Here is a 20,725-nt window from a genome sequence, read left to right as displayed (position 1 = left end):
TTCGCCCTGGGCTTCAGCGTCCGGTCCAGATCCGCAGCACCGACATCACCACGACGGCAAACAGGCCGGCGGCAAAGAACGTGTTGAGGATCAGGAGCGCCGCACGGGTGCCCGGCTTTCCAATGTAGTCTTCGATGACCGCCTGCATACCGAGGCGCATGTGGTAGAAGGCCGCGCCGGCTGTCAGCAGCAGCAGCGTCGCGTTCACTGGCGAGGACACCCAGGCCAGCGCATCTGCATAGCCGCCGAGCGCGGCTTTCATGACCGAGAACAGGAACCACGGCACCAGCACGATGAGCGCAAGTGCGGACACGCGCTGGCGCATGTGGTGGCTGGTGCCGGTTTTGGACGCGCCAAGGCCGCGGGTGGTCTTGATCGGGCTGACGAAAGGTTTGTCGGACATGGCGCCGGCCTCAGGACAGGATTGCAGCTGCCATCAGGGCAACAGCCCCGACCAGCGCGAACACGTAGTTGAAGATCGAGATCTGGCTGGCGACCTTCGGATTGAAGCCGAGGCCGGGCCCGTCCCAGATCAGATGGCGGATCCCGTTGGCAAAGTGGAAAAGAACCGCGAAGGCCCAGAGGAACAGCAGAATCTGCCCGGGGATTGAGAAGGCGATCGCTTCGACGGTGTTGTACGCGTCAGGCCCGTTGGCCAGTGCGATCAGCCAGGCCGTGATCAGCAGCGTGCCGCCATATAGACCCATGCCGGTGAAACGGTGGGTGATCGAAGCGGCCATCGTGGCGTGGAAACGCCAGACCTGCAGGTGAGGGGACAGAGGCCGCGAATCAGCCTTCGGAGTGCCGGACATGAAGTGGTTCCTTGCGCGCCGTGAAAACACTTGGCCTCGCCTTCTAGGCGCCTCTATGTTCGTGTCAACGCAACGAGGGAAGAGAGTGACAATATGAAACTGGCTGTCCTCGCGGCAGGCATCCTGGCGCTCTCTGCGCCTGCCTTTGCAGACCCTCTCGATCCCCTGATCGAGGCCTACGAATCCTTCGCGCTGGCCAGCGATCCGGGGGAGGCGGCCCGCGCCGCCGGCACTGCACCGACAGGCTGGGGCCGTGTGCGTCCGCGCGATGTGTCGGCCCGCGCCGACGAAGCCCGCGCCCTTCTGGAAGAGATTGAGGCCTCCGGCACCGCCCGCGCCATAGATGCGGCGATCCTGACGCGCCTGCTCACTGACGAGGTTACCGCCGACGCGCTCGATACTGCCCGCATCCCATTCACGGGCGACTGGGGCTTCAACGCCGCGCCGGTTTTCGCTGCCCTGCGCCTTAGAATCAGGACCGAGGCAGATGCTGATGCCTGGGTCCAAAGGCTGAATGATGTACCCCGCTTCTTTGCCGAGAACCGCATCAATATGGCGCGTGGCATTACCACCGGCTGGACCGCGCACAGGGACCCGCTCGCCACCATGCGCGAGCAGATCGCCGCCCAGATCGTCGAAGATCCGGCCACCAGCGACCTGTACGCCCCGTTCCTTTCCCTGCCGGATACGATCCCGCCCGCCACCGCCGCCCGCCTCAAGGCAGACGGCCTCATCGCTGTTGCCAATGCCATTCAGGCCTACCGGGACACTGCACGCTTCATCGATATGACCTATGCCCCGGCCGTTCGCCGCGAAGCTGGCATCGCTGCGCTGCCCGGCGGCCGCGAGGCCTACGCGGCGGCGGTCGATGCCCATACCGCCGGCGCCGGCTACTCCCCCGAGGACATCCATGCCATCGGCCTGGACGAAGTCGCCCGCATCCGCGCTGAAATGCACGGCGTGATGGCGGAAACGGGATTCGCAGGCACCTTTGCCGAGTTCCAGTCCTTTCTGCGCACTGATCCGCAATTCTATGCACAAACCGATACCGAACTGATGGACAAGGCAAAGGAAATCACCGGCCGGATCGACGCCATCCTGCCGCTCTGGTTCAATCAACTGCCGAAGCTTGGCTACACGGTTGACCCGGTCCCGCTTTCCATCGCCCCCGGCTACACCACGGGCCGGTACGCACAGGGCGACCCCGCTGAAGGCCGCCAGGGTAGCTACCTCGTCAACACTTATGCGCTGGAGCAGCGTCCACTTTACGAACTTCCTTCGCTATCCGCCCACGAAGCCGTCCCCGGCCACCACCTTCAGATCGCCCTTGCGCAGGAAATGTCCGGCCAGCCCCGCTTCCGGCAGGAGTACTACGCCACCGCCTTCGGCGAAGGCTGGGGGCTCTATGCCGAGCGCATCGCCGGAGAGGCCGGAATCTACCAGACGCCCTATGAACGCTTCGGTGCGCTGTCCTACGAGATGTGGCGCGCCTGCCGCCTCGTCGCCGATACGGGCCTGCACTGGTATGGCTGGACGCGCGAACAGGCCGAGGCCTGCTTCATCGAGAACTCGGCCCTCTCGCCCCTCAACATCAAGACCGAAGTTACCCGCTATATCGGCTGGCCGGGGCAGGCGACCGCCTACAAGATCGGCGAACTGAAGATCAGCGGCCTGCGCGCGGAAGCGGAAGGCGCGCTCGGTGAACGTTTCGACATCCGCGAGTTCCATGATGTCGTCCTCGGCCAAGGCGCCGTGCCACTCGATGTGCTCGAAGCGCAGGTGAAAGCCTGGGTCGCCTCCTACCCGAAACCCTAGTCCCGAGAGATTCCGATGCGTTTGTCCTTTACCGCGCCGGCCGCGCTCCTGCTGGCTGCCTGCGCCGCGCCTGCGGCAGACCTCGGGCTCGAAGCGCCGCTGCCAGCTGCCGTAGTACAGCCACCCCTCGCCAGCGATGCCGAGATCGACGCCTCCATCACCGCGCCGCTGGAGCCGACGGCGGCCAGTATGGAATGGAACGCGCCCTCTGCCCCGTTCAAGGTCATCGGCAACATACACTATGTCGGCTCGAAGACGGTCGGCGCCTATCTTGTCACCACGCCGGATGGCCACTTCCTCGTGGACGGCATCGTTCCGCAATCTGCGCCTTTGATCCTCGAGAACATCCGCGCCCTCGGCTTCGATCCGGCTGACGTGAAATACCTGCTGAACTCACACGCCCATATCGACCATGCTGGCGGCCTCGCCGCCCTGAAGCGCGCCACGGGCGCAATCATGGTCGCCAGCGCCGCCGACACGCCGATCCTTGAGGCCGGAGATGTTTTCTATGGCCCCTCCAAGGGCATGAAATTTCCGCCCGTGCGTGTCGACCAAATCATCGATGATGGCGAAACGCTCAGCCTCGGCGGCGTCATACTGACCGCTCACCTTACGCCCGGCCACACGCCGGGGTGCACCTCGTGGTCCTTGCCGGTCGCCGGCGTAGACGGCGCCGCGCATACGGCCTTCCTGCACTGCAGCTCAACCGTCGCTGGGCAGAGGCTGGTGCCGGAATCCTATCCCGGCATGATCGACAGCTATCGCGCCACTTTCGAGAAGGTCCGCACGCTTGAGGCAGACATCTTCCTCGCCAACCACGACAACTTCTTTGGCCTCGCCGAAAAGCGCGCGCGCCTCGCCGCCGGTGATGCCAATGCCTTCGTGGATGCCGAGGAATTGCAGGCCTTCAACACTGCAATGGAAGCGGCGTTCGAAACGCAGCTCGCCATGGAAGAAGACATGGCGCGCTGATCCCCCGGCCATCTTGTTCTTTGCCGCACCCTGCGCCACATGTGCGGCGTATGTTCCGCTTGTTCGAAACCCGTATTGATCCGTTTCCGGAAACCCGCCCCGGCGTTCCGCCGAAGGGCTTGCGCGCGTTTGTGTGGCATTACATCAAGGATGCCGCCCCCTGGCTGATCGCCATGTCGATATTCACGGCGCTGATTGCTGTGGGCGAAGTCGCCCTGTTCGGCTTTCTCGGCGGCATCGTCGACTGGCTGGCCACCGCTGAGCGCGAAGGATTCTTCGAGCGGGAAGGAGGCCGACTCGCGCTGATGGCGGGTATCCTGCTGATCGGCCTGCCGCTCGCAACGCTCCTCCAGGGACTGATCGTCTATCAGGGCCTGATGGGCAATGTGCCGATGAGTGCGCGCTGGCGCATGCACCGGCAAATGCTCGGCCAGTCGATGGGTTTCTTCGGTAACGAGTTCGCCGGCCGCGTCGCAACGAAAGTCATGCAGACGGCGCTGTCCGTGCGCGAAGTCGTAATGAAAATTCTGGACGTCTTCGTCTTCGTCCTTGTCTATTTCTTCTCGGCGCTTGCGCTCATCGGCTCGGCCGACTGGCGCCTTGCTGCGCCGCTCGTCCTCTGGCTTGCGGTTTATGCCTGCCTCCTCTGGTACTTCGTGCCCAGGCTCGGCAGGATCGCCGAAAAGCAGGCCGACGCGCGCTCGATCATGACCGGGCGCATCGTTGATTCGTACACGAACATCCAGACGGTCAAGCTCTTTGCCCATTCCGGCCGGGAGGAATCCTACGCTAGGGACTCGATGTCCGGTTTCCTCGATACCGTGCACGGCCAGATGCGCCTCGTCACCGGCTTCAATGTTATCGTTTACCTGAACAACTCGCTGCTCGTTTTCCTCATCGCCGCCTCTGGCATTCTCCTGTGGACCGGTAATGTTGTCGGTGCGGGTGCGGTCGCTGTCGCCGTCGGCCTCGCGCTGCGCATGAAAGCCATGTCGCAGTGGATCATGTGGGAAGTCGCTGGTCTCTTCGAGAATATCGGTATTGTCTATGACGGTATGGCCATGCTGGACAAACCGGTCGCCGTGGTCGATGCGCCGGACGCCGCTGCTCTGCCGCGCGTAAAAGGCGACGTGCGGTTCGAATCGGTAGCCTTTCACTATGGCAAGGGCGAAGGCGTCATCGAGAATCTCTCTCTAGCCATCCGCCCCGGCGAAAAGATCGGCCTCGTCGGCCGCTCCGGCGCGGGCAAGACGACGCTCACAAACCTTCTGCTGCGCTTCTACGACGCGGAAAGCGGCCGCATTGTTGTTGATGGGCACGACATTGCGAAGGTCACGCAAGAATCCCTCCGGGCACAGATCGGTGTCGTCACGCAGGACACATCGCTCCTGCACCGCTCGATCCGCGAGAACATCGCCTATGGCCGCCCAGGCGCCACCGATGACGAAATCCGTACCGCCATCCGCAAGGCGGCCGCCAACGATTTTGTGGAGGCTCTCGAAGATGCGAAAGGCCGCCGCGGCCTCGACGCACATGTTGGCGAGCGCGGCGTGAAGCTGTCTGGCGGCCAGCGACAGCGCATCGCCATTGCACGCATTTTCCTAAAGGATGCGCCCATCCTGATCCTCGACGAAGCCACCTCCGCGCTCGACTCAGAAGTCGAAGCCGCGATCCAGGAACACCTCTTCGAGCTGATGGAAGGCAAGACCGTTATCGCCATCGCGCACCGCTTGTCCACCATCGCTGCGATGGACCGCCTCGTCGTGCTCGACGAAGGCCGCATCATAGAGCAGGGCACGCACGAAGAACTTGTCGCGTCCGGCGGCCTCTATGCCGATCTCTGGGCGCGCCAGTCGGGCGGGTTCCTAGTCCAGCCGGAACCGCGCGAAACCGAAGACGTCCCGGCAGAATAGGGCAGGGCATGAAACTCACGATCATCGAGACAGGCTTGGCGCCGGTGGCCATCCGCGACCGGTTCCCCGACTATCCAGAAATGTTTCGCCGCATGTTCGCCGGTGTTGATTCAGCGATCACGTGCGAGACGGTCTCGATTGCCCGGGGCGAAACGCTGCCCGATCCCGCGACGCTTGAAGCCGTGCTCTATACCGGCTCACCCGCCGGCGTGTACGATCCTTTGCCTTGGATAGGTCCGCTCACGGACTTCATTCGCAGCGCCGCTGCCGCAAACACGCCGCAGGTCGGGATCTGCTTCGGCCACCAGATCATGGGCGAGGCCCTCGGCGGAAAGGTCGTCAAGTCCGACAAGGGCTGGGGTGTCGGCCGCCATACCTACGAGATTGTTCAGTGTCCGGACTGGAGCGCGGTGCCGTGCCCGCCGTCGCTCAGCGTGGCGGTAAGCCATCAAGATCAGGTCGTTGCACTGCCGCCGACAGCCAGCGTTATCGCACAGTCCGATTTCACACCTTATGCGGGCCTCGACTATCGCGGCTTTCCCGCCATCAGTTTCCAGTGCCATCCGGAGTTTGATCCGGACTTCGCCGCCGCCCTCTACGCTGCCCGGCGTGGCGGCGCGCTCAGGGAGGAGGATGCAGATGCTGCGGTCGCCTCCCTTGCCGGGGACTGCGACCGCCGCCTGCTGGCCGGCTGGATCGTCAGCTTCCTGCGCGCAAACGCAGGAAGCTGACATTCCGGATTAGCCGCCGAAACGGTAGCGTACACCGACGCTGAACACGGTCTGCGTGTTCTCGATGTTTAGTGTGCCGGGGAACAGCTCGTTCTCCAGCTTCACGTCATCCGTGGCGCGGTAGGCCGCCTCACCGAAGAGGTCGATTCTCTCGCTGACGGCCAGCGTGGCGCCGGCTTTCAGCTGGTAGGCAAACTTGCCCTTGCTGTCATCGATGATGCCGACGCCCGACGGGCTGTACTGCACCGACACATCCGAATAGCCGAGGCCAGCGCCCACATAGGGGCTGATCCGGCCCTCGCGGTTGAAGTCATAGTAGAGGTTGGCGAACAGGCTGGTTGACTCGATCTGGTCACCGTCCGGCGTCGCCACTACCTGGCCAACCGTAGCGCCGAGTTGCGTCGGCGAGCCGGTCAGCACGGCGGCGTCCACGCCGTCGATGACGGTTCCAGCGACGTTCACGCCGGAGTGGGTGTCAACGTCCGCCTGGCTGTAGACAAGCTCCACGCCGGAACGGAAGCCGTTACCATAGCGCGCGCCGAATTCGGCAGAGAGCGCGTAGCCATTGTCGAATTCAGTGTCCCAGCCGTAGTCTGTGCCCGCGGCAATCGGGCTGCCGAACGGGATCACCGGCGCGCCGTTGCCGGTCGTGAAGGCGCCGGTCTCACCGGCATTGGCGCTATCATTCTGGAGGACGTAGCCGGCAGAGCCGCCAACATACCATTCCTGTGCCGAAGCGGGCAGGGCGAGGCTGGCCGTTGCGGCGCCGAGCGCAAGGATCGCAATCCGAAAGTTCATTCTGAAGTCTCCTTATGGGGTTCGGGAGAGCCTCCCCGGGGCCGGCTGGAAAAAGCCGGCCTCGGAACGCTTCCGGGAAGGCAGATAGAAGGGTGCATTGCCGGGGCAACTTTCCTGCTTCTGAACTTTTCGTGATCGTCACGGTACGCCGCCCCTTTCGCCTGCGGCGCGAAAACTGCAAAAGAACCCGGCATCACGCAGCGCCCCGCCCGGGAGCGCGCCTAACCCGTTTCACGGAGAGACACATGCTGCCGAAGCCGCGCACAGACCTGGCCCCCAATACGCTCGAATTCGAGATCCTGCCCCTGGTGAAGCCGACCGGTTTCCGGGAATACGACGCCCGCTGGTGGTTCAACGGCATCGGCCATCCGAAAGCCCCGGAGCTGAACCTCACCGGCGTCCAGGCGCTCGGCCTCGGCATGGCGACCCTCTTCCACGAACTCGGCGTGAAGCCCACGGTCGTCACCGGCCACGATTTCCGCTCGATCAGCCAGCCGATCAAGAACGCGCTCACCCTCGGCCTCGTTGCCGGCGGCTGCGAAGTCATGGATGTCGGCCTCGCCCTCTCGCCGATGGTCTACTGGAGCCAGTTCGAACTCGACGCAGCCTGCTGCGCCATGGTTACCGCCTCCCACAACGAGAACGGCTGGACCGGCGTGAAGATGGGCGCCAACCGCCCGCTGACCTTCGGTCCGGACGAAATGGGCAAGCTGAAAGAGATCGTGATGAACGGCCGCTTCGTCGAGCGCGCCGGCGGCTCGATCCGCCGCATCGACGGCCTGCGCGAGAAATACATCCAGGCAATCGTCGGCGACACAAGACTGACCCGCAAGATCAAGGTCGTCGCCGCCTGCGGCAACGGCACGGCCGGCGCCTTCGCGGGCGACTGCCTGCGCGCCCTTGGCGCCGAAGTGATCGAGATGGACTGCAACCTCGACAACACGTTCCCGAAATATAATCCGAATCCGGAGGATCACGAGATGCTGCACGAGATGTCGCTCGCCGCAAAAGAGCACGGCGCCGATGTTGTGCTCGGATTCGACGGCGACGGGGACCGCTGCGGCGTTGTCGACAATACCGGAGAGGAAATCTATGCCGACAAGATCGGCCTGATGCTGGCCCGCGACCTCTCGAAAAGCTATCCGAATGCCACCTTCGTCGTCGACGTGAAATCCACTGGCCTTTACAAGACCGATCCCGTTCTGAAAGCCAACGGCGCAACCGTCGACTATTACAAGACCGGGCATTCCTACATCAAACGCCGCACGAACGAGCTTGGCGCGCTAGCCGGCTTCGAGAAGTCCGGCCACTTTTTCTTCCGCCCACCCATCGGCCTCGGCTATGACGACGGACTCGTTGCCGCCAAGGCCGTGCTCGAGATGCTGGATCGCAACCCCGGCAAGACGATGGCGGACCTGAAGTCCGAACTCGGCGTCGCCTTTACCTCACTCACTATGTCTCCCCATTGCGGCGACGAAGTGAAGTACGGTGTCATCGATAAAATGGTCGAAGAATACAAATCCCTCAGCGGACAGACCATCCTTGGGCGGAAGGTTGTCGACGTGAACACGGTCAACGGCGCCCGCGTCACGCTGGAAGATGGCTCCTGGGTGCTCGTGCGCGCCTCGTCCAATAAGCCGGAGCTGGTGGTCGTGGTCGAATCCATGGCCAGCGACGCCGATATGAAGGACCTCTTCCACAAGGAAGTGAAGCCGCGCCTCGGCAAGCATCCGGAAGTGGGCGCCTACAACCAGGAAATCTGAGCGCCTTTTCCGGCAGACACTGCAAAGCCCGCTCCGCCGAGCGGGCTTTTTTGATTCCAGCCGCTTCTAAGCGCTGAAATCCTCCCGGTAATAGATGTCACGCCCGATCTCGCGGATGAGGTGCGCATCCGGCACCGGCATCATCGCCCGCAGGAAGCTGTGCGGGTACGGAAAGAAGTTCACATGCGGGTTGAACGTATAGCGGTACTCCCGCTCGCGTGGCACCACGATGATCAGCCGCCGGCGAGCAACGCGCCGCAGCTCGGCAATCGCGGCGCGGTAGTCCACGATATGTTCGATTACATGGGTGCAGATCACGGTGTCGAACGCCTTGTCCGGGAAGGGCAGGGTCTCAACCTTCGCCGCAAAGTAGCGGATGCCCTCATCCTTCAGCTCTGGATCGATCACGAAGTCAACGCCCGCCAGCGCCTTCAGCTCAGGTCGCGCCTCTCGCACGCGGCGGAGCAGCGCGCCCGTGCCGCAGCCCACGTCCACCGCGCTCATGCCTGCAATATCCGCCGTAATGGCTGCGATGCAGGCGTCCGAATTGTCGGTGTCCTCATGCACGCGGGGATGCTTGCGGTAGAGCGCCTCGTATTCCTCGTCCGTCAGAAAGGCTGCGCGCTCGCGAAAACGGGCAAGGTCTGCCACATGACTGCCCCAAGCCATCGAGGCCGCTGCGCGGAACAGGGAAGAATCCCTCAGCACCGGCGGCACAATGTCCTCCAACACATAGCGGATACGGTTGGTCATCTCCCGGCGCATTAGAATCCCGTGCTCCGGAAGGGTGCCTGCGTCTCTCGTTCCTCGATCGGGTGCGCGCCGGAAAAGGAGCGCTCCCCGCGCGCGGGCGCCTGCGAGAGATAGAAGATGCGCTTCTGCTCGATGCGCGCGCGAGAGACGGAATCAAGGATGATCCCGCACGACAGCGACAGCATCGCACCGACCAGCAGCGTCATGGCCAGCATCACAGTAGGGATGCGCTCTACAAGTCCGGTTGCGAAGAACTCCAACGTGATCGGCGCCATCAGCGCCGTGCAGGTCGCAAACAGCGCCGCAGAAATCCAGCCGAAGAACACGAACGGCTTCGTCTCCTTCAGCAGCATGGCCATCATCGACAAGATGCGGAAGCCATCCCGGAAGGTAGACAGCTTGCTGGCCGAGCCTTCGACGCGCCGGCCGTAGTCAAATTCGATCTCGGTCACCGGCAGGCGCAGCGTCGAGGCGTGGACTGACATTTCCGTCTCGATTTCGAAGCCCGCCGAATGCGCCGGGAAGCTTTTGGCAAAGCGGCGGGTAAACACGCGGTAGCCGGAGAAGATGTCCGTGAAGTCGCGGCCGAACATCGCCTGATAGACGCGGTTGAACAGCTGATTGCCGAAGGCGTGGCCCTTGCGCCCGGCATCTTCCGTGATGTTTCGGCGCGTGCCCACCACCATGTCGGCCCGGTCGGCAATCAGCGCTTCGATCATACGCGGTGCCGCAGACGCATCATATGTCCCGTCGCCATCGGCCATGATGTAGATGTCGGCTTCGATGTCGGCGAACATCTGGCGCACGACATTGCCCTTGCCCTGTCGCCGGCAGGTTATCACCGTTGCGCCGGCCAGCGCGGCCTGCTGGGCGGTGTTGTCGGTGGAGTTGTTGTCATACACATAGATGCGCGCGCCTGGCAGCACCTTGCGGAAGCTGATCACCACGGACGCGATCGACAGCCCCTCATTGTAACAGGGCAACAGGACGGCAAGGCTGTAACGGTTCGGTTCGGGCGTCATGGCGTTCAGTCTTTGGTGAATGTTTGCATGCCATACACCTGCACTGGTTAAGTTAGCCTTGCGGGAGGGGCGGTTTCCTGATGACGGCGCCCGGGCGATCTGAAAACTTCGCTGAAGGACATGCCGGTCTGCTGCTTTCAGTAGCGGTCTGCACCAGCCTTTTGATCGTCAGTATACTGATGGGAGGATTCGGTGCTATCGGCCCGGACGGCGACGATGTCATGCGCCTCGTCCAGGTGCGTGACCTACTGGAGGGGCGGTCCTGGTTTGACCTTACCCAGCCGCGCCTTGGACCGGAGGGCGGGACGCTGATGCACTGGTCCCGCCTCGTGGATCTGCCCATCGCTGCGATAGCGGCGCTGTTCACGCCCCTGCTTGGCCAGGATGCCGCGCTTGGACTGGCCTTTACCTTCTGGCCGATAATCAGTGTGCTGGTGGTAACGGCGGCGCTTGTGCACGGCGCCCGCGCCGTCGGTGGCCGGGGCGTTGTCCTGTTCACTTGTCTGCTTGGCTTCGCGGTTCTATTCCGCCACTTCCGCTTCCTGCCCGGGGCCATTGACCACCACAACATCCAACTCGGCCTCGTCCTCCTCGCCGCCGCCGCACTTCTGGCGCGCGGCCGGCCCGCCGCGCCCATGGCGCTCTCTGGCGCCTGCCTCGCACTTGCGGCGACTGTCGGTGTCGAGGTCTACCTCTTCGTTGCCGCCATCGCCGCCTTCGTCGCCGTGGACTGGGCGATCAGCGGCGCCTCCGCGCGCCAGGGCGCGGTCGTCTTTGGCGCGAGCTTTGCCGCTGTCCTCGCGGCCACGTTCCTCGTCACTGTCCCGCCGCTCGACTATTGGACCGCGCGCTGCGATGCGCATTCCTCGGTCACTCTTCTCGCCGGGCTCGGCGGCGGCGCTGCCTTCGCGCTCGCCGCTCAGATCACCTCGGACAAGTCCTTTGCCATCCGTCTCGGCGCGCTCGCCAATGTCGGCGCCATCTGCGTTGCCTTCGTGCTGGTCGCTGGGCCGCAATGCTTCGCCAATCCGCTCGCGGCCCTGTCGCCGGAGGCGCGCGATCTCTGGCTTTCCCGCGTAGACGAAGCCCGCCCCACACTGGCGCTCATGAACGCGCATCCCGACGAAGTCCTCTTCCGCCTCGGATCGCAGATTGCGGGCCTCGGCGCTGCGCTCTGGATGGTCTGGCAGGGTAGGGACCGCCGCGCCGGTCTGCTTTTTGTTCTCCTGCTGACGGTCTCGCTGCTCTTCGCGCTCTACCAGACGCGCTTTTATGTCTTCGGCCAGCTCTTCGCTGTTCTGCCGCTCGCGGTTCTCATCGCGCGCATTCATGCCGGAGAAGCTGGTTCCTCCTGGCCGCGCCTCGCCTACCTCGTCGTCCTGCTCGCCGCCTTGCCCTTCACCTGGAGTATCGCAGGCGGACTGCTGGCGCCTTCAGGCGCGGGGCCCACTGCGCCGCTCGCCGCCTCCTGCGACCCCGCCGCAACCCACGCCGAGCTGAACACGCTGCCCACTGGCCGCATCCTCGCGTCCGCCTCTGATGCCCCCGGCCTGCTGCTGGAGACACCGCACAGCACGCTCCATGGCCACTATCACCGCAACGCCGCTGGCATTGACGCCGCCCTCGCCATCTTCACCGCCCCGCCAGACGACGCCCACGCCCGGCTTCGTGCCGTGCGGGTCGACTATCTCCTGGTCTGTCCGGCGGATCCCGATCTGCAATTCTTCGCTGGCTATGCTCCGGACGGCCTTGTCGCCAAAATCCTGAGCGGCGAGGTGCCCGCCTGGCTTCAACCCGCCGGACAGGGCGGCGCAACCGCCATCTACCGCGTCCGTCCGGACTGATCCTGCTCAGCCATCTGGCCCGTATTCTGCGCCTGCCGCATCGTCCAACTCGTTCGCCCGGATCGCGCCGCGCCGCGACTGGATGCGCCCCAGATAGGCCTCCACTGCCGGCGTCTTCGGGATCGAGCCGAACTGCACACCCCAGCCGATCTGCGCGCCCACATAGACGTCCGCCGCCGTGAACTTCGGCCCTGCCAAGTAGCCCGTCTCCGGTACCGCGCCCAGCAGCGTTTCCAGCGTCCGCTGGAAATCTCCAAAGCCCGCCATCGCCGACTTGTCCGGCGGCACATCCATGCCCAGCGCCTGCGCCGTCGTCGCCTGCTCCCAGGGCCCGGCCGCAAACAGGATCCAGCGGTAATAATCCGCCCGCGCGTTTAGAGGCGGGGCGAGATCCGCCTGCGGAAAGGCATCGGCAAGGTAAAGGCAGATTGCCGCGCACTCTGTTATCACCCGGCCGTCATGCACGATCGCCGGTACCTTCCGCATCGGGTTCACGCCGGCATACGCCGCCCCGCTCATCTCAGCGCCATAGCGCACATAGCGCGTCTCGTACGCTGCGCCTGTCTCTTCGAGCATCCAGCGGGCAATCCGGCCGCGCGACATGGGGTTCGTATAAAGTACGAGGCTCATCCTGCCCTCCTATTTGTTCATGTTTTGTTCTAATGGGTCGGCACCCCCCGAGTCAACCCAGTTCCCCTTGGGGCAAACGCCCCTTGACCCTCTCGCACAAAAATTGCACCCCGCAGGCGAACACCCCGCTATTGTATCTTACTGAGGGACTATTCCATGCGTGTCGCGATTATCGGAACGGGCTATGTCGGCCTCGTGTCAGGCGCCTGTTTTGCCGATTTCGGCCACATCGTAACCTGCGTGGACAAGGACAAGTCGAAGATCGACAAGCTCCAGGCCGGCATCATGCCGATCTACGAGCCGGGCCTCGACACCCTCGTGGCCAACAACGTCAAGGAAGAGCGCCTGTTCTTTACCACTGACGCCGCCGAAGCGGTCAAGGATGCCGATGCTGTGTTCATTGCCGTCGGCACGCCTTCTCGCCGCGGTGACGGCCACGCCGACCTTTCCTATGTCTATGCCGCTGCCGAGGAGATCGGCCAGCTGATGAGCGGCTTCACCGTCATCGTCACCAAGTCGACCGTGCCCGTCGGCACCGGCGACGAAGTCGAAGCGATCATCAAGAAGGTCCGCCCGGATGGCGACTTCGCCGTGGTATCGAACCCCGAATTCCTGCGCGAAGGCGCCGCGATCAAGGACTTCAAGATCCCGGACCGCGTTGTCGTGGGCACAGAGGACGAGCGCGCCAAGCAGGTGATGCGCGAGCTTTACCGCCCGCTTTTCCTCAACGAAACGCCGATCCTGTTTACGGCGCGCCGCACGTCAGAGCTGATCAAGTATGCCGCCAACGCCTTCCTCGCCGTGAAGATCACCTTCATCAACGAGATGGCGGACCTGTGCGAAAAGGTCGGCGCCAACGTGCAGGAAGTTTCGCGCGGCATTGGCCTTGATGGCCGCATCGGCTCCAAATTCCTCAACGCCGGCCCAGGCTATGGCGGCTCCTGCTTCCCGAAAGACACGCTCGCGCTCACCAAGACCGCGAACGATTATGGCAGTCCGGTGCGCATCGTCGACACCGTCGTCGAGGTCAACGCCGCCCGCAAGAAAGCCATGGCCCACAAGGTCATCCAGGCGATGGGTGGCGAGGTGAAGGGCAAGACGATCGGCGTGCTCGGCCTCGCCTTCAAGCAGAACACAGACGACATGCGCGATGCGCCCTCGCTCGACATCCTCCCGGCGCTCACGGCTGCTGGCGCCAAGGTCGTCGCCTTCGATCCGGAAGCGATGAAGGAAGCGTCCCACCTCCTGAAAGACATCACCTACGCCGACAGCGCCTACAAAGCCGTCGATGGCGCCGATGCCATGGTCATCATCACCGAGTGGGACCAGTTCCGCGCGCTTGATTTCGGCCGCATCAAGGGCGCGATGAAGGGCAAGGTCGTCGTCGACCTGCGAAATATCTACTCCCCGGAAGACATGGCGAAACACGGCTTCGCCTACACCTCGATCGGCCGTCCGGCCGTCTGAGGCTGCTACGGCGCCCACAATCCAGCGCTCCTCCCGGCCCCGGGGGGAGCGTTTCTATCTGCGCCGCACTTGGATCGCGGGTCCCGATTGGTTAAGGAAGCGCCAGCGCTCTCTCACCGGACTGGAACCTGCACATGAAATTCTTCGTCGACACTGCCGATACGAAAGACATCGCCGACCTCGCCGCCTCCGGCCTGATCGACGGAGTCACGACCAATCCCTCGCTGATCGCCAAGTCCGGCCGCCCCTTCGCCGAAGTGATCGCCGAGATCTGCGCGCTTACGCCAGGCCCGGTCAGCGCCGAAGTCGTCGCCACCGACTATGACGGCATGATCAAGGAAGGCCGCAAGCTCGCGAAGATCGCCTCCAACGTCACTGTGAAACTCCCGCTGACGCTCGACGGCCTCAAGGCCTGCAAGACGCTGACGGGGGAGGGCACGCAGGTCAATGTCACGCTCTGCTTCTCGGCCAACCAGGCGCTCCTCGCCGCGAAAGCCGGCGCGACCTTCATCTCGCCCTTTATCGGCCGCCTGGACGATATCCACCTCGACGGCATGGAACTCATCCACGAGATCCGCCAGATCTACGACAACTACCTGTTCGATACGGAAATCCTCGCCGCCTCTATCCGCACGGCCAACCACGTGAAGCAATGCGCCCTCGCCGGTGCTGACGTGATGACCGCCCCGCCCGCGGTGATCAAGTCCCTCGTCAACCATCCGCTCACGGACAAAGGCCTCGAAACTTTCCTCGCCGATGCGAAGAAAGCTGGCATCAAGGTCTGATCGCCCCAGGCGGCGCTGCACGAAATTTCAACCCTCCTGTGAGAGCCTCGATGGCTTGAGGAGGACGGCATGACAGCTTGGTTGTTGGGCACCTCCCGCGAACCCGCGCGACGCCTCGTTCGATGGGTGGCCAGTATTGTGGTCGCGGCTGCTTTCATCACCTCCCTTTGGGCCGCCCATATCGGTGTCACCCTGCTGACACTCTTCTGGGCGCTCGTGCTGATGGGGCCCATGCTCGCCTGGCCATTGACCTGGGGCCCGCTCCTCGGACGCGGCAGCCTCGGCATAGCTGTGCTTCTGATCATACTGCCGGGTTATCTCGGGAACGGACACGGCGCCACGCTCGGCGAAACAGTGATGATGTATGGCGCATCGATTCCCTTCTTCCTGCTTGGGGTGGTGCTGTCAGTCCCGCAACTCCTCATTGGACTGGTCCAGTCTCTCATTCGCCGGTAGTCAGGACGCAGCGATCCGTTGGTGACAGCGCCGTACTTGGCGCTAAGACCAAGTCCGGCATCAAGGACATGGTCATGACCAACCCCACCGGACGCGTTCTCATCATCGCCGGCTCCGATTCCGGTGGCGGCGCCGGCATCCAGGCCGACATCAAGGCTGTCACGATGCTCGGCGGCTATGCGATGACCGCCGTCACGGCGATCACTGTGCAGGATACGCGCGGCGTACACGGCGTCTGGCCGGTTCCGCTGGAGGCGGTACTGGGTCAGATCAAGGTCACGCTGGCAGACATCGGCGCCGACGCGATCAAGACCGGCATGCTCGGCTCGGCCCAGCTCGTCGAGGCCATCGCCGAAGCGTTGCACGCGCAGGGCGGCGTCACACCGCGCATCATTGATCCCGTCATGGTCGCCACGTCCGGCGACCGGCTGGTGGACGAGAAAGCCATCAGCGCGATCCGATCCGAACTCCTCCCGCGCGCCCGCCTCGTCACGCCGAACGCGCCGGAGGCGGAGGTGCTGACCGGCAAGCCGGTCGAGAACATCGACGGCCAGCGCCGCGCCGCCGAACGCCTGCTTGAACTCGGCGCCAATGGCGCGCTCGTTAAGGGCGGCCATATCGGCGGCAAGCTCATCCATGACGTGCTGCAGACAACCACCGGCGAGTGGATCTTCGAAAGTCCCCGCATCGACACGACGTCCACACACGGCACCGGCTGCACGCTCGCCTCCGCCATTGCCGCCCTCCTCGCGCAGGGCCGCTCGGTGCCCGAAGCGGTCGAACAGGGCAGGGACTATCTCCACGGCGCGATCAGGGCCGCGAAAGGCTTCGGCAAGGGCCATGGCCCGGTCCATCACGGCTGGCTGCTGGATGAACTGAAAAACTAGCCGCCGCTTCGGCTCAAACCCCGCGCCGCGAACGCAGCGCTGCTGCAAGCGTCCCGTCATCCAGGTGATCGAGCTCCCCGCCGATCGGAACGCCGTGCGCCAGCCGGGTGACTTCCACGCCTTTGCCTTCCAGCTGATCGGCGATGTAATGCGCGGTCGTCTGCCCATCCACCGTGGCATTCAGACCAAGGATCACCTCGCGCACACCGCCTGCCTCAACGCGCCGCACCAGCGCCGCGATGCCGAGGTCCGACGGCCCGATGCCGTCGATCGCGGACAGTACCCCGCCCAGCACATGGTAGCGCCCGCGATACGCGCCGCCGCGTTCCAGCGCCCAGAGATCCGGCACATCCTCCACCACGCAGATCACCGCATCGTCGCGGCCTGGCAGCTGGCACACCGCGCAGGGCTGCACCGTGTCATAGTTCCCGCAGGTCTCGCATTTCTGGATCTTCGCGCCCGCCTCTGCCATCGCCTCGGCCAGCGGTTTCAGCAGCGTCTCGTTGCGTTTCAGGAGGTGCAGCGCCACACGCCGCGCCGAGCGCGGCCCGAGCCCGGGCAGCTTGGCGATCAGGTCGATGAGACGCAGGAGTTCGGGGCCGGCAGAGCGTTGGGACATGGGCGGGTTCTGCCCGAGTCCGGCGAAACTGTCACCCCGGCTCCTTCCGCTCGCCCGGCTTCGGCGCGATGCCGTAGCTTCCCAGCAGTTTCCACACATGGGCGGGCACCATGTTCTTTAGTTTGGCCGGCTCCTCCCGCCGCAAGTGGATCACCGTTTCGGCCGCCTTCATCTCCACCCGCGTGCGCGCGAATTCGAGGCCCTTGGGCCCGATTCGCGGTTGCAGGAAGGAAACGAGCGGGCGCACCCAGTTCGGCATCGAGCGCAGCGGCAGGCCGCCGGCTGCCAGTTCCACGTTTTTGATGAACGCCGCGACATGCGGCGCCCGCTTGCCCTTCGATCCCGGCACGGCGGTGACGAGCGCGTCGCCCAGCAGCTCCACCAGTTCCTCGCCGCGCCCGTTGCGCACGATCAGCCATTGCTCGCCTTCGCCGCCCATATAGCCGACCGTCAGGTCACTGAGGGCATTGGTATAGTCAACACAGGTCCGGCAGGTCAGCGGGAAGAAGTCACGCGGCAGTTTCGAGATGGGAAGGGAGAGAAAGGGTATCAGCCGCTGGCGGCCGTCATCGAAGCGCAGTTCCACGCGGAAGTCTGCGCGGAACTCCAGATACGAAATCGTCTCCGGTGCGGGATCTAGCAGTTTCAGGAAATCGTGGAAATTTTCTGTGGTCGTATTGTCGGAGCAGGGAGTGCCGATGACATAAAGTTTCTCGAGACCGAACTCCGCCTCCAGCGCGCGCAGGGCGTAAACCTGGCAGGGAATGCCGATCAGCGCGATCCGCTTGAATCCGCGCGCGGCAACCTCCTCCATCAAGGCAATGAGCGGCGAATACCCCATCCGCATCCCGCGGCACTGGTCCATGTCCTCGGCGCGGGTCACGATCACCGGCTTTGGCTTCCATCTGTCTTCCGGGTCAGGCGCGACCGCCAGCACCGCGTCCACCTTGCCGGTCGCCAGCAATTGCTCGCCCAGCGTTGTCGCGATACCGGTCCACTGCGCGCCGGCCTTCGCTGGCGAAAGGCGTGCGCGGACCATGCGCCGGAACACGCCGAAATGTGTTTCGTCCGGCGTCTGATCATTCCGCGTCCGCCCATGCAGGCGCAGTTCCTGCGATGGGTAATCAGGCTGGATGAACTGGCAGGCGCGCCCGCAGGCTTTGGCGTCCGCCATCCGGGAGACACCGCAGTCGGTGCAGAGGCCTCGGGGTTCGGGCGCTCGAAGAGGGGGCGTGTAGGGCGACTGGGTCATCAGGCGGCAACTATACGCGCGCCGCTGACCAAGTCACGCGCGCATCAGAAGGGCAGCTTGAAGCCCGGCATCAGGCCGCCAAATCCGGATGTGGCGGCGCGCATGGCGTCCTCCATCGCCTGGTCTAGACGGCGGCGGGCATCGGAATGGGCGGCCTTGATCAGGTCCTCTATGATTTCCGGATCGTCGCCCATCAGGCTCTTGTCGATACTGACCGAGACGAGTTCGCCCTTGCCCTTCAGCTTGACGCGGACGAGGCCCGCGCCGGCGACACCGTCGGCTTCGGTTGCCTCGATCTTGGCCTGAACCTCGGCCATCTTGGCCTGCATGGCCTGGGCCTGCTGCATGATCTGGGCAAGGTCTTTCATTGGGGGTCTCCGTCAGCTGCTGCGCCGCGTCTTCAACTGGATCACATTGTCCGCCGCAGGGGGATTTTCAATGGGCGAGGGCTCGTCCGTTACATCAAGGATTACCGCACCGGGGATAGCTTTCAGCGTCGCGGCGATCAGGGGATGTTGGCTGGCGGCTGCGATGCGCTCGGCTTTCTCGCGCCGTTCGCGTTCGCGCAGGGATTCGGCATCGGTCTCCGATTCCGTGACCTGCCAGTCGAGCCCGGTCTCGTTGTCGAGGAATATCTTGAGACGTCCGGCAAGGCCGGACGGTGCGCCGGGCGCGAGGGCGTAGCTGAGATGACCGGCGCTGACGGAAGCAAAGCGGATGAAGCGTTCGGTATCGACTTGCAGGGCCACTTCGCGGGCGATTGTCAGGGCGCTGACGATATCGGCAAAGCTGGCGATCCCGCCGGGCGCGATCGGCGAAGCCTCAAGGGGGCTATCGCCCTTTCCCGGCGGGCGGGCTCCTTCGGCAATCATGCGGGCCGCTTCCTCCGGGGACGGAAGACCGGAGGCTGCGACGAGGCGCAGGACTACCATGTTGAGTGCCGTCGCAGGATCGGGTGCGACCTGGAGGTCGCCATAGCCGGAGAGGAGGATCTGCCAGGTCCGTGCGGCCTGCGCCGGGGTTAGGCGCTGCGCGAGGGCGCGCGTGCGGCTTGCCCAGTCGGCGGGCCCGGACGGCGTCCAGCCATCGCCGGTAGCTTGCGCAACGGAGACATCGGCGGCAATGTCCATAAGGTCTTTCAGCACGACCGCGGGATCGGCGCCGCCGGCGACTTGGTCCTTCAGTTCAGCGAGGGCGCCCTTTCCGTCGGAAGTAATGGCCTTCTCGAATACGTCATAGAGGCGCGTGCGATCGCCGAGGCCCAGCATGTCGCGGACAGCGGCACCGGAGACTTCACCGTCCGGAGTCTGAACAATCGCCTGGTCGAGCAGGGAGAGGCCATCGCGTACCGAGCCTTCGGCAGCGCGTGCAATGAGGGCAAGAGCCTCTTCGGAAACCTTCGCCTTTTCGTTCTTCGCGACGCGGCCGAGATGAGCGGCGAGCACCGGCGTTTCGAGGCGCTTCAGGTCAAATCGCTGGCAACGGGATAGCACGGTGACAGGTACTTTGCGTATCTCGGTCGTGGCGAAGATGAACTTCAGGTGCGGTGGCGGCTCTTCCAGCGTCTTCAGAAGCGCGTTGAAGCTGGCGTTCGACAGCATGTGCACTTCGTCGATGATGTAGACCTTGAAGCGCGCCGAAACCGGTCCGTACCGGGACGAATCGAGCAGGTCACGCATGTCGGCGACGCCGGTGCGGGAGGCGGCGTCGAGTTCCAGCACATCGGGGTGCTGGCCGCGCATGATGGCGTCGCAGTGAACTCCGGGCGGGTCGAGATGGATCGACGGGCCGGTCGCAGCCTCGCCCTTCTTTCCCTTGCCCTTGGGCGCATCCTTCGGCTCGAAGTTCAGCGCGCGGGCAAGCAGGCGGGCGGTGGTCGTCTTGCCAACGCCGCGCACCCCCGTCAGCATGAAGCCGTGGGCAATGCGGCCCATTTCGAAAGCGTTTGAGAGCGTGCGCACCATCGCTTCCTGGCCGATAAGGTCTTCGAAGCGGCGCGGGCGGTATTTCCGGGCCAGAACCTCATAGGCGCCGGCGCGCACATGCGCTGCGTCCCCGAACAGGGAACCCGAGGCGTCATCGCCTGTGGAGGAATCGTCTGCGCTCATTACCGGGCGGACACTAGCCGGGCCGGAGCGCTGGGGCAAATGGGGGTTGGCATTGTGCTTCGCCGCACTCTAACCGTCCTTATAAGGGCGACGGTTAG

Annotated in this window: 20 protein-coding genes; 10 read left to right on the top strand and 10 right to left on the bottom strand. The window is 64.2% G+C overall.

The window, feature by feature from the left end; all coding sequences use genetic code 11:
• Positions 1–13 precede the first annotated feature (13 nt).
• Positions 14–403 carry a succinate dehydrogenase, hydrophobic membrane anchor protein gene (gene sdhD / locus Q0C17_RS00375; protein ID WP_291199569.1) on the bottom strand — a complete coding sequence of 130 codons (390 nt, stop codon included), beginning with the start codon at positions 401–403 and terminating at the stop codon, positions 14–16.
• Between the two features lie 10 nt (positions 404–413).
• Entirely contained in the window at positions 414–812 is a 399-nt protein-coding gene (gene sdhC / locus Q0C17_RS00370) for a succinate dehydrogenase, cytochrome b556 subunit (protein WP_291199566.1), read from the bottom strand.
• A gap of 93 nt (positions 813–905) precedes the next feature.
• Here sdhC and Q0C17_RS00365 point away from each other — a divergent pair, with 93 nt between their 5' ends.
• The 4 genes from Q0C17_RS00365 to Q0C17_RS00350 are packed head-to-tail and all read left to right on the top strand — an operon-like array spanning position 906 to position 6,243.
• Complete coding sequence (locus Q0C17_RS00365) at positions 906–2,627, top strand: DUF885 family protein (RefSeq protein ID WP_291199563.1); 1,722 nt, start codon at positions 906–908, stop codon at positions 2,625–2,627.
• Positions 2,628–2,642: 15 nt separating this feature from the next.
• Positions 2,643–3,599 carry a subclass B3 metallo-beta-lactamase gene (gene bla, locus Q0C17_RS00360; RefSeq protein ID WP_291199560.1) on the top strand — a complete coding sequence of 319 codons (957 nt, stop codon included), beginning with the start codon at positions 2,643–2,645 and terminating at the stop codon, positions 3,597–3,599.
• A 50-nt stretch (positions 3,600–3,649) separates the two neighbouring features.
• Positions 3,650–5,512 carry an ABC transporter ATP-binding protein gene (locus Q0C17_RS00355; RefSeq protein WP_291199557.1) on the top strand — a complete coding sequence of 621 codons (1,863 nt, stop codon included), beginning with the start codon at positions 3,650–3,652 and terminating at the stop codon, positions 5,510–5,512.
• Between the two features lie 8 nt (positions 5,513–5,520).
• On the top strand, positions 5,521–6,243 hold the full coding sequence (locus Q0C17_RS00350; protein WP_291199554.1) for a glutamine amidotransferase: 723 nt from the start codon (positions 5,521–5,523) through the stop codon (positions 6,241–6,243).
• A 9-nt stretch (positions 6,244–6,252) separates the two neighbouring features.
• On the opposite strand, the gene Q0C17_RS00345 is transcribed toward Q0C17_RS00350, so the two are convergent.
• Positions 6,253–7,041: an outer membrane beta-barrel protein gene (locus Q0C17_RS00345; RefSeq protein WP_291199551.1), complete on the bottom strand. Its 789-nt coding sequence runs from the start codon at positions 7,039–7,041 to the stop codon at positions 6,253–6,255.
• A gap of 245 nt (positions 7,042–7,286) precedes the next feature.
• Here Q0C17_RS00345 and Q0C17_RS00340 point away from each other — a divergent pair, with 245 nt between their 5' ends.
• Positions 7,287–8,804, top strand: coding sequence for a phosphomannomutase/phosphoglucomutase (locus Q0C17_RS00340; RefSeq protein WP_291199548.1), 1,518 nt, complete (start codon positions 7,287–7,289; stop codon positions 8,802–8,804).
• Between the two features lie 66 nt (positions 8,805–8,870).
• Here Q0C17_RS00340 and Q0C17_RS00335 read toward each other — a convergent pair whose 3' ends face one another.
• Entirely contained in the window at positions 8,871–9,557 is a 687-nt protein-coding gene (locus tag Q0C17_RS00335) for a bifunctional 2-polyprenyl-6-hydroxyphenol methylase/3-demethylubiquinol 3-O-methyltransferase UbiG (protein WP_291199544.1), read from the bottom strand.
• Between the two features lie 11 nt (positions 9,558–9,568).
• A complete protein-coding gene (locus tag Q0C17_RS00330) occupies positions 9,569–10,579 on the bottom strand; it encodes a glycosyltransferase (protein ID WP_291199541.1) in 1,011 nt (336 codons plus the stop codon).
• Between the two features lie 80 nt (positions 10,580–10,659).
• Here Q0C17_RS00330 and Q0C17_RS00325 point away from each other — a divergent pair, with 80 nt between their 5' ends.
• Positions 10,660–12,423, top strand: coding sequence for a hypothetical protein (locus Q0C17_RS00325; RefSeq protein ID WP_291199538.1), 1,764 nt, complete (start codon positions 10,660–10,662; stop codon positions 12,421–12,423).
• A gap of 6 nt (positions 12,424–12,429) precedes the next feature.
• Here Q0C17_RS00325 and Q0C17_RS00320 read toward each other — a convergent pair whose 3' ends face one another.
• Entirely contained in the window at positions 12,430–13,053 is a 624-nt protein-coding gene (locus tag Q0C17_RS00320) for a glutathione S-transferase family protein (RefSeq protein WP_291199535.1), read from the bottom strand.
• A 156-nt stretch (positions 13,054–13,209) separates the two neighbouring features.
• Between Q0C17_RS00320 and Q0C17_RS00315 the strand changes: the two genes are divergently transcribed.
• From Q0C17_RS00315 to thiD, 4 genes are all read left to right on the top strand, one after another.
• Positions 13,210–14,520: a UDP-glucose/GDP-mannose dehydrogenase family protein gene (locus tag Q0C17_RS00315; RefSeq protein WP_291199532.1), complete on the top strand. Its 1,311-nt coding sequence runs from the start codon at positions 13,210–13,212 to the stop codon at positions 14,518–14,520.
• 134 nt (positions 14,521–14,654) lie between these two features.
• Positions 14,655–15,305 carry a fructose-6-phosphate aldolase gene (gene fsa / locus Q0C17_RS00310; protein ID WP_291199529.1) on the top strand — a complete coding sequence of 217 codons (651 nt, stop codon included), beginning with the start codon at positions 14,655–14,657 and terminating at the stop codon, positions 15,303–15,305.
• Positions 15,306–15,374: 69 nt separating this feature from the next.
• Positions 15,375–15,761 (top strand): hypothetical protein, encoded by a 387-nt coding sequence (locus tag Q0C17_RS00305; RefSeq protein ID WP_291199526.1) that lies wholly within the window; start codon positions 15,375–15,377, stop codon positions 15,759–15,761.
• Positions 15,762–15,829: 68 nt separating this feature from the next.
• Complete coding sequence (thiD, locus tag Q0C17_RS00300) at positions 15,830–16,648, top strand: bifunctional hydroxymethylpyrimidine kinase/phosphomethylpyrimidine kinase (protein ID WP_366914736.1); 819 nt, start codon at positions 15,830–15,832, stop codon at positions 16,646–16,648.
• 13 nt (positions 16,649–16,661) lie between these two features.
• Here thiD and recR read toward each other — a convergent pair whose 3' ends face one another.
• From recR to Q0C17_RS00280, 4 genes are read right to left on the bottom strand one after another with little or no spacing between them, the layout of a single operon-like run.
• A complete protein-coding gene (gene recR / locus Q0C17_RS00295) occupies positions 16,662–17,267 on the bottom strand; it encodes a recombination mediator RecR (protein ID WP_291199521.1) in 606 nt (201 codons plus the stop codon).
• 31 nt (positions 17,268–17,298) lie between these two features.
• Positions 17,299–18,519 (bottom strand): Coenzyme F420 hydrogenase/dehydrogenase, beta subunit C-terminal domain, encoded by a 1,221-nt coding sequence (locus tag Q0C17_RS00290; RefSeq protein WP_366914735.1) that lies wholly within the window; start codon positions 18,517–18,519, stop codon positions 17,299–17,301.
• Between the two features lie 44 nt (positions 18,520–18,563).
• Entirely contained in the window at positions 18,564–18,887 is a 324-nt protein-coding gene (locus tag Q0C17_RS00285; RefSeq protein ID WP_291199516.1) for a YbaB/EbfC family nucleoid-associated protein, read from the bottom strand.
• Positions 18,888–18,899: 12 nt separating this feature from the next.
• The gene (locus Q0C17_RS00280) at positions 18,900–20,627 is read right to left on the bottom strand and encodes a DNA polymerase III subunit gamma/tau (RefSeq protein ID WP_291199514.1); all 1,728 of its coding nucleotides are present in this window, start codon (positions 20,625–20,627) and stop codon (positions 18,900–18,902) included.
• Positions 20,628–20,725 lie beyond the last annotated feature (98 nt).

This window comes from Hyphomonas sp., assembly GCF_022844445.1.
Classification (GTDB): domain Bacteria; phylum Pseudomonadota; class Alphaproteobacteria; order Caulobacterales; family Hyphomonadaceae; genus Hyphomonas.
The sequence above is the reverse complement of the archived record's forward strand: the minus strand, read 5'-3'. Positions and strand labels throughout refer to the sequence as shown.

What these genes read in the sequence shown, in the direction of transcription:
- sdhD (WP_291199569.1), bottom strand. Translation starts at nt 403, where the DNA reads ATGTCCGACAAACCTTTCGTCAGCCCGATCAAGACCACCCGCGGCCTT.
- sdhC (WP_291199566.1), bottom strand. Translation starts at nt 812, where the DNA reads ATGTCCGGCACTCCGAAGGCTGATTCGCGGCCTCTGTCCCCTCACCTG.
- Q0C17_RS00365 (WP_291199563.1), top strand. Translation starts at nt 906, where the DNA reads ATGAAACTGGCTGTCCTCGCGGCAGGCATCCTGGCGCTCTCTGCGCCT.
- bla (WP_291199560.1), top strand. Translation starts at nt 2,643, where the DNA reads ATGCGTTTGTCCTTTACCGCGCCGGCCGCGCTCCTGCTGGCTGCCTGC.
- Q0C17_RS00355 (WP_291199557.1), top strand. Translation starts at nt 3,650, where the DNA reads ATGTTCCGCTTGTTCGAAACCCGTATTGATCCGTTTCCGGAAACCCGC.
- Q0C17_RS00350 (WP_291199554.1), top strand. Translation starts at nt 5,521, where the DNA reads ATGAAACTCACGATCATCGAGACAGGCTTGGCGCCGGTGGCCATCCGC.
- Q0C17_RS00345 (WP_291199551.1), bottom strand. Translation starts at nt 7,041, where the DNA reads ATGAACTTTCGGATTGCGATCCTTGCGCTCGGCGCCGCAACGGCCAGC.
- Q0C17_RS00340 (WP_291199548.1), top strand. Translation starts at nt 7,287, where the DNA reads ATGCTGCCGAAGCCGCGCACAGACCTGGCCCCCAATACGCTCGAATTC.
- Q0C17_RS00335 (WP_291199544.1), bottom strand. Translation starts at nt 9,557, where the DNA reads ATGACCAACCGTATCCGCTATGTGTTGGAGGACATTGTGCCGCCGGTG.
- Q0C17_RS00330 (WP_291199541.1), bottom strand. Translation starts at nt 10,579, where the DNA reads ATGACGCCCGAACCGAACCGTTACAGCCTTGCCGTCCTGTTGCCCTGT.
- Q0C17_RS00325 (WP_291199538.1), top strand. Translation starts at nt 10,660, where the DNA reads ATGACGGCGCCCGGGCGATCTGAAAACTTCGCTGAAGGACATGCCGGT.
- Q0C17_RS00320 (WP_291199535.1), bottom strand. Translation starts at nt 13,053, where the DNA reads ATGAGCCTCGTACTTTATACGAACCCCATGTCGCGCGGCCGGATTGCC.
- Q0C17_RS00315 (WP_291199532.1), top strand. Translation starts at nt 13,210, where the DNA reads ATGCGTGTCGCGATTATCGGAACGGGCTATGTCGGCCTCGTGTCAGGC.
- fsa (WP_291199529.1), top strand. Translation starts at nt 14,655, where the DNA reads ATGAAATTCTTCGTCGACACTGCCGATACGAAAGACATCGCCGACCTC.
- Q0C17_RS00305 (WP_291199526.1), top strand. Translation starts at nt 15,375, where the DNA reads ATGACAGCTTGGTTGTTGGGCACCTCCCGCGAACCCGCGCGACGCCTC.
- thiD (WP_366914736.1), top strand. Translation starts at nt 15,830, where the DNA reads ATGGTCATGACCAACCCCACCGGACGCGTTCTCATCATCGCCGGCTCC.
- recR (WP_291199521.1), bottom strand. Translation starts at nt 17,267, where the DNA reads ATGTCCCAACGCTCTGCCGGCCCCGAACTCCTGCGTCTCATCGACCTG.
- Q0C17_RS00290 (WP_366914735.1), bottom strand. Translation starts at nt 18,519, where the DNA reads ATGACCCAGTCGCCCTACACGCCCCCTCTTCGAGCGCCCGAACCCCGA.
- Q0C17_RS00285 (WP_291199516.1), bottom strand. Translation starts at nt 18,887, where the DNA reads ATGAAAGACCTTGCCCAGATCATGCAGCAGGCCCAGGCCATGCAGGCC.
- Q0C17_RS00280 (WP_291199514.1), bottom strand. Translation starts at nt 20,627, where the DNA reads ATGAGCGCAGACGATTCCTCCACAGGCGATGACGCCTCGGGTTCCCTG.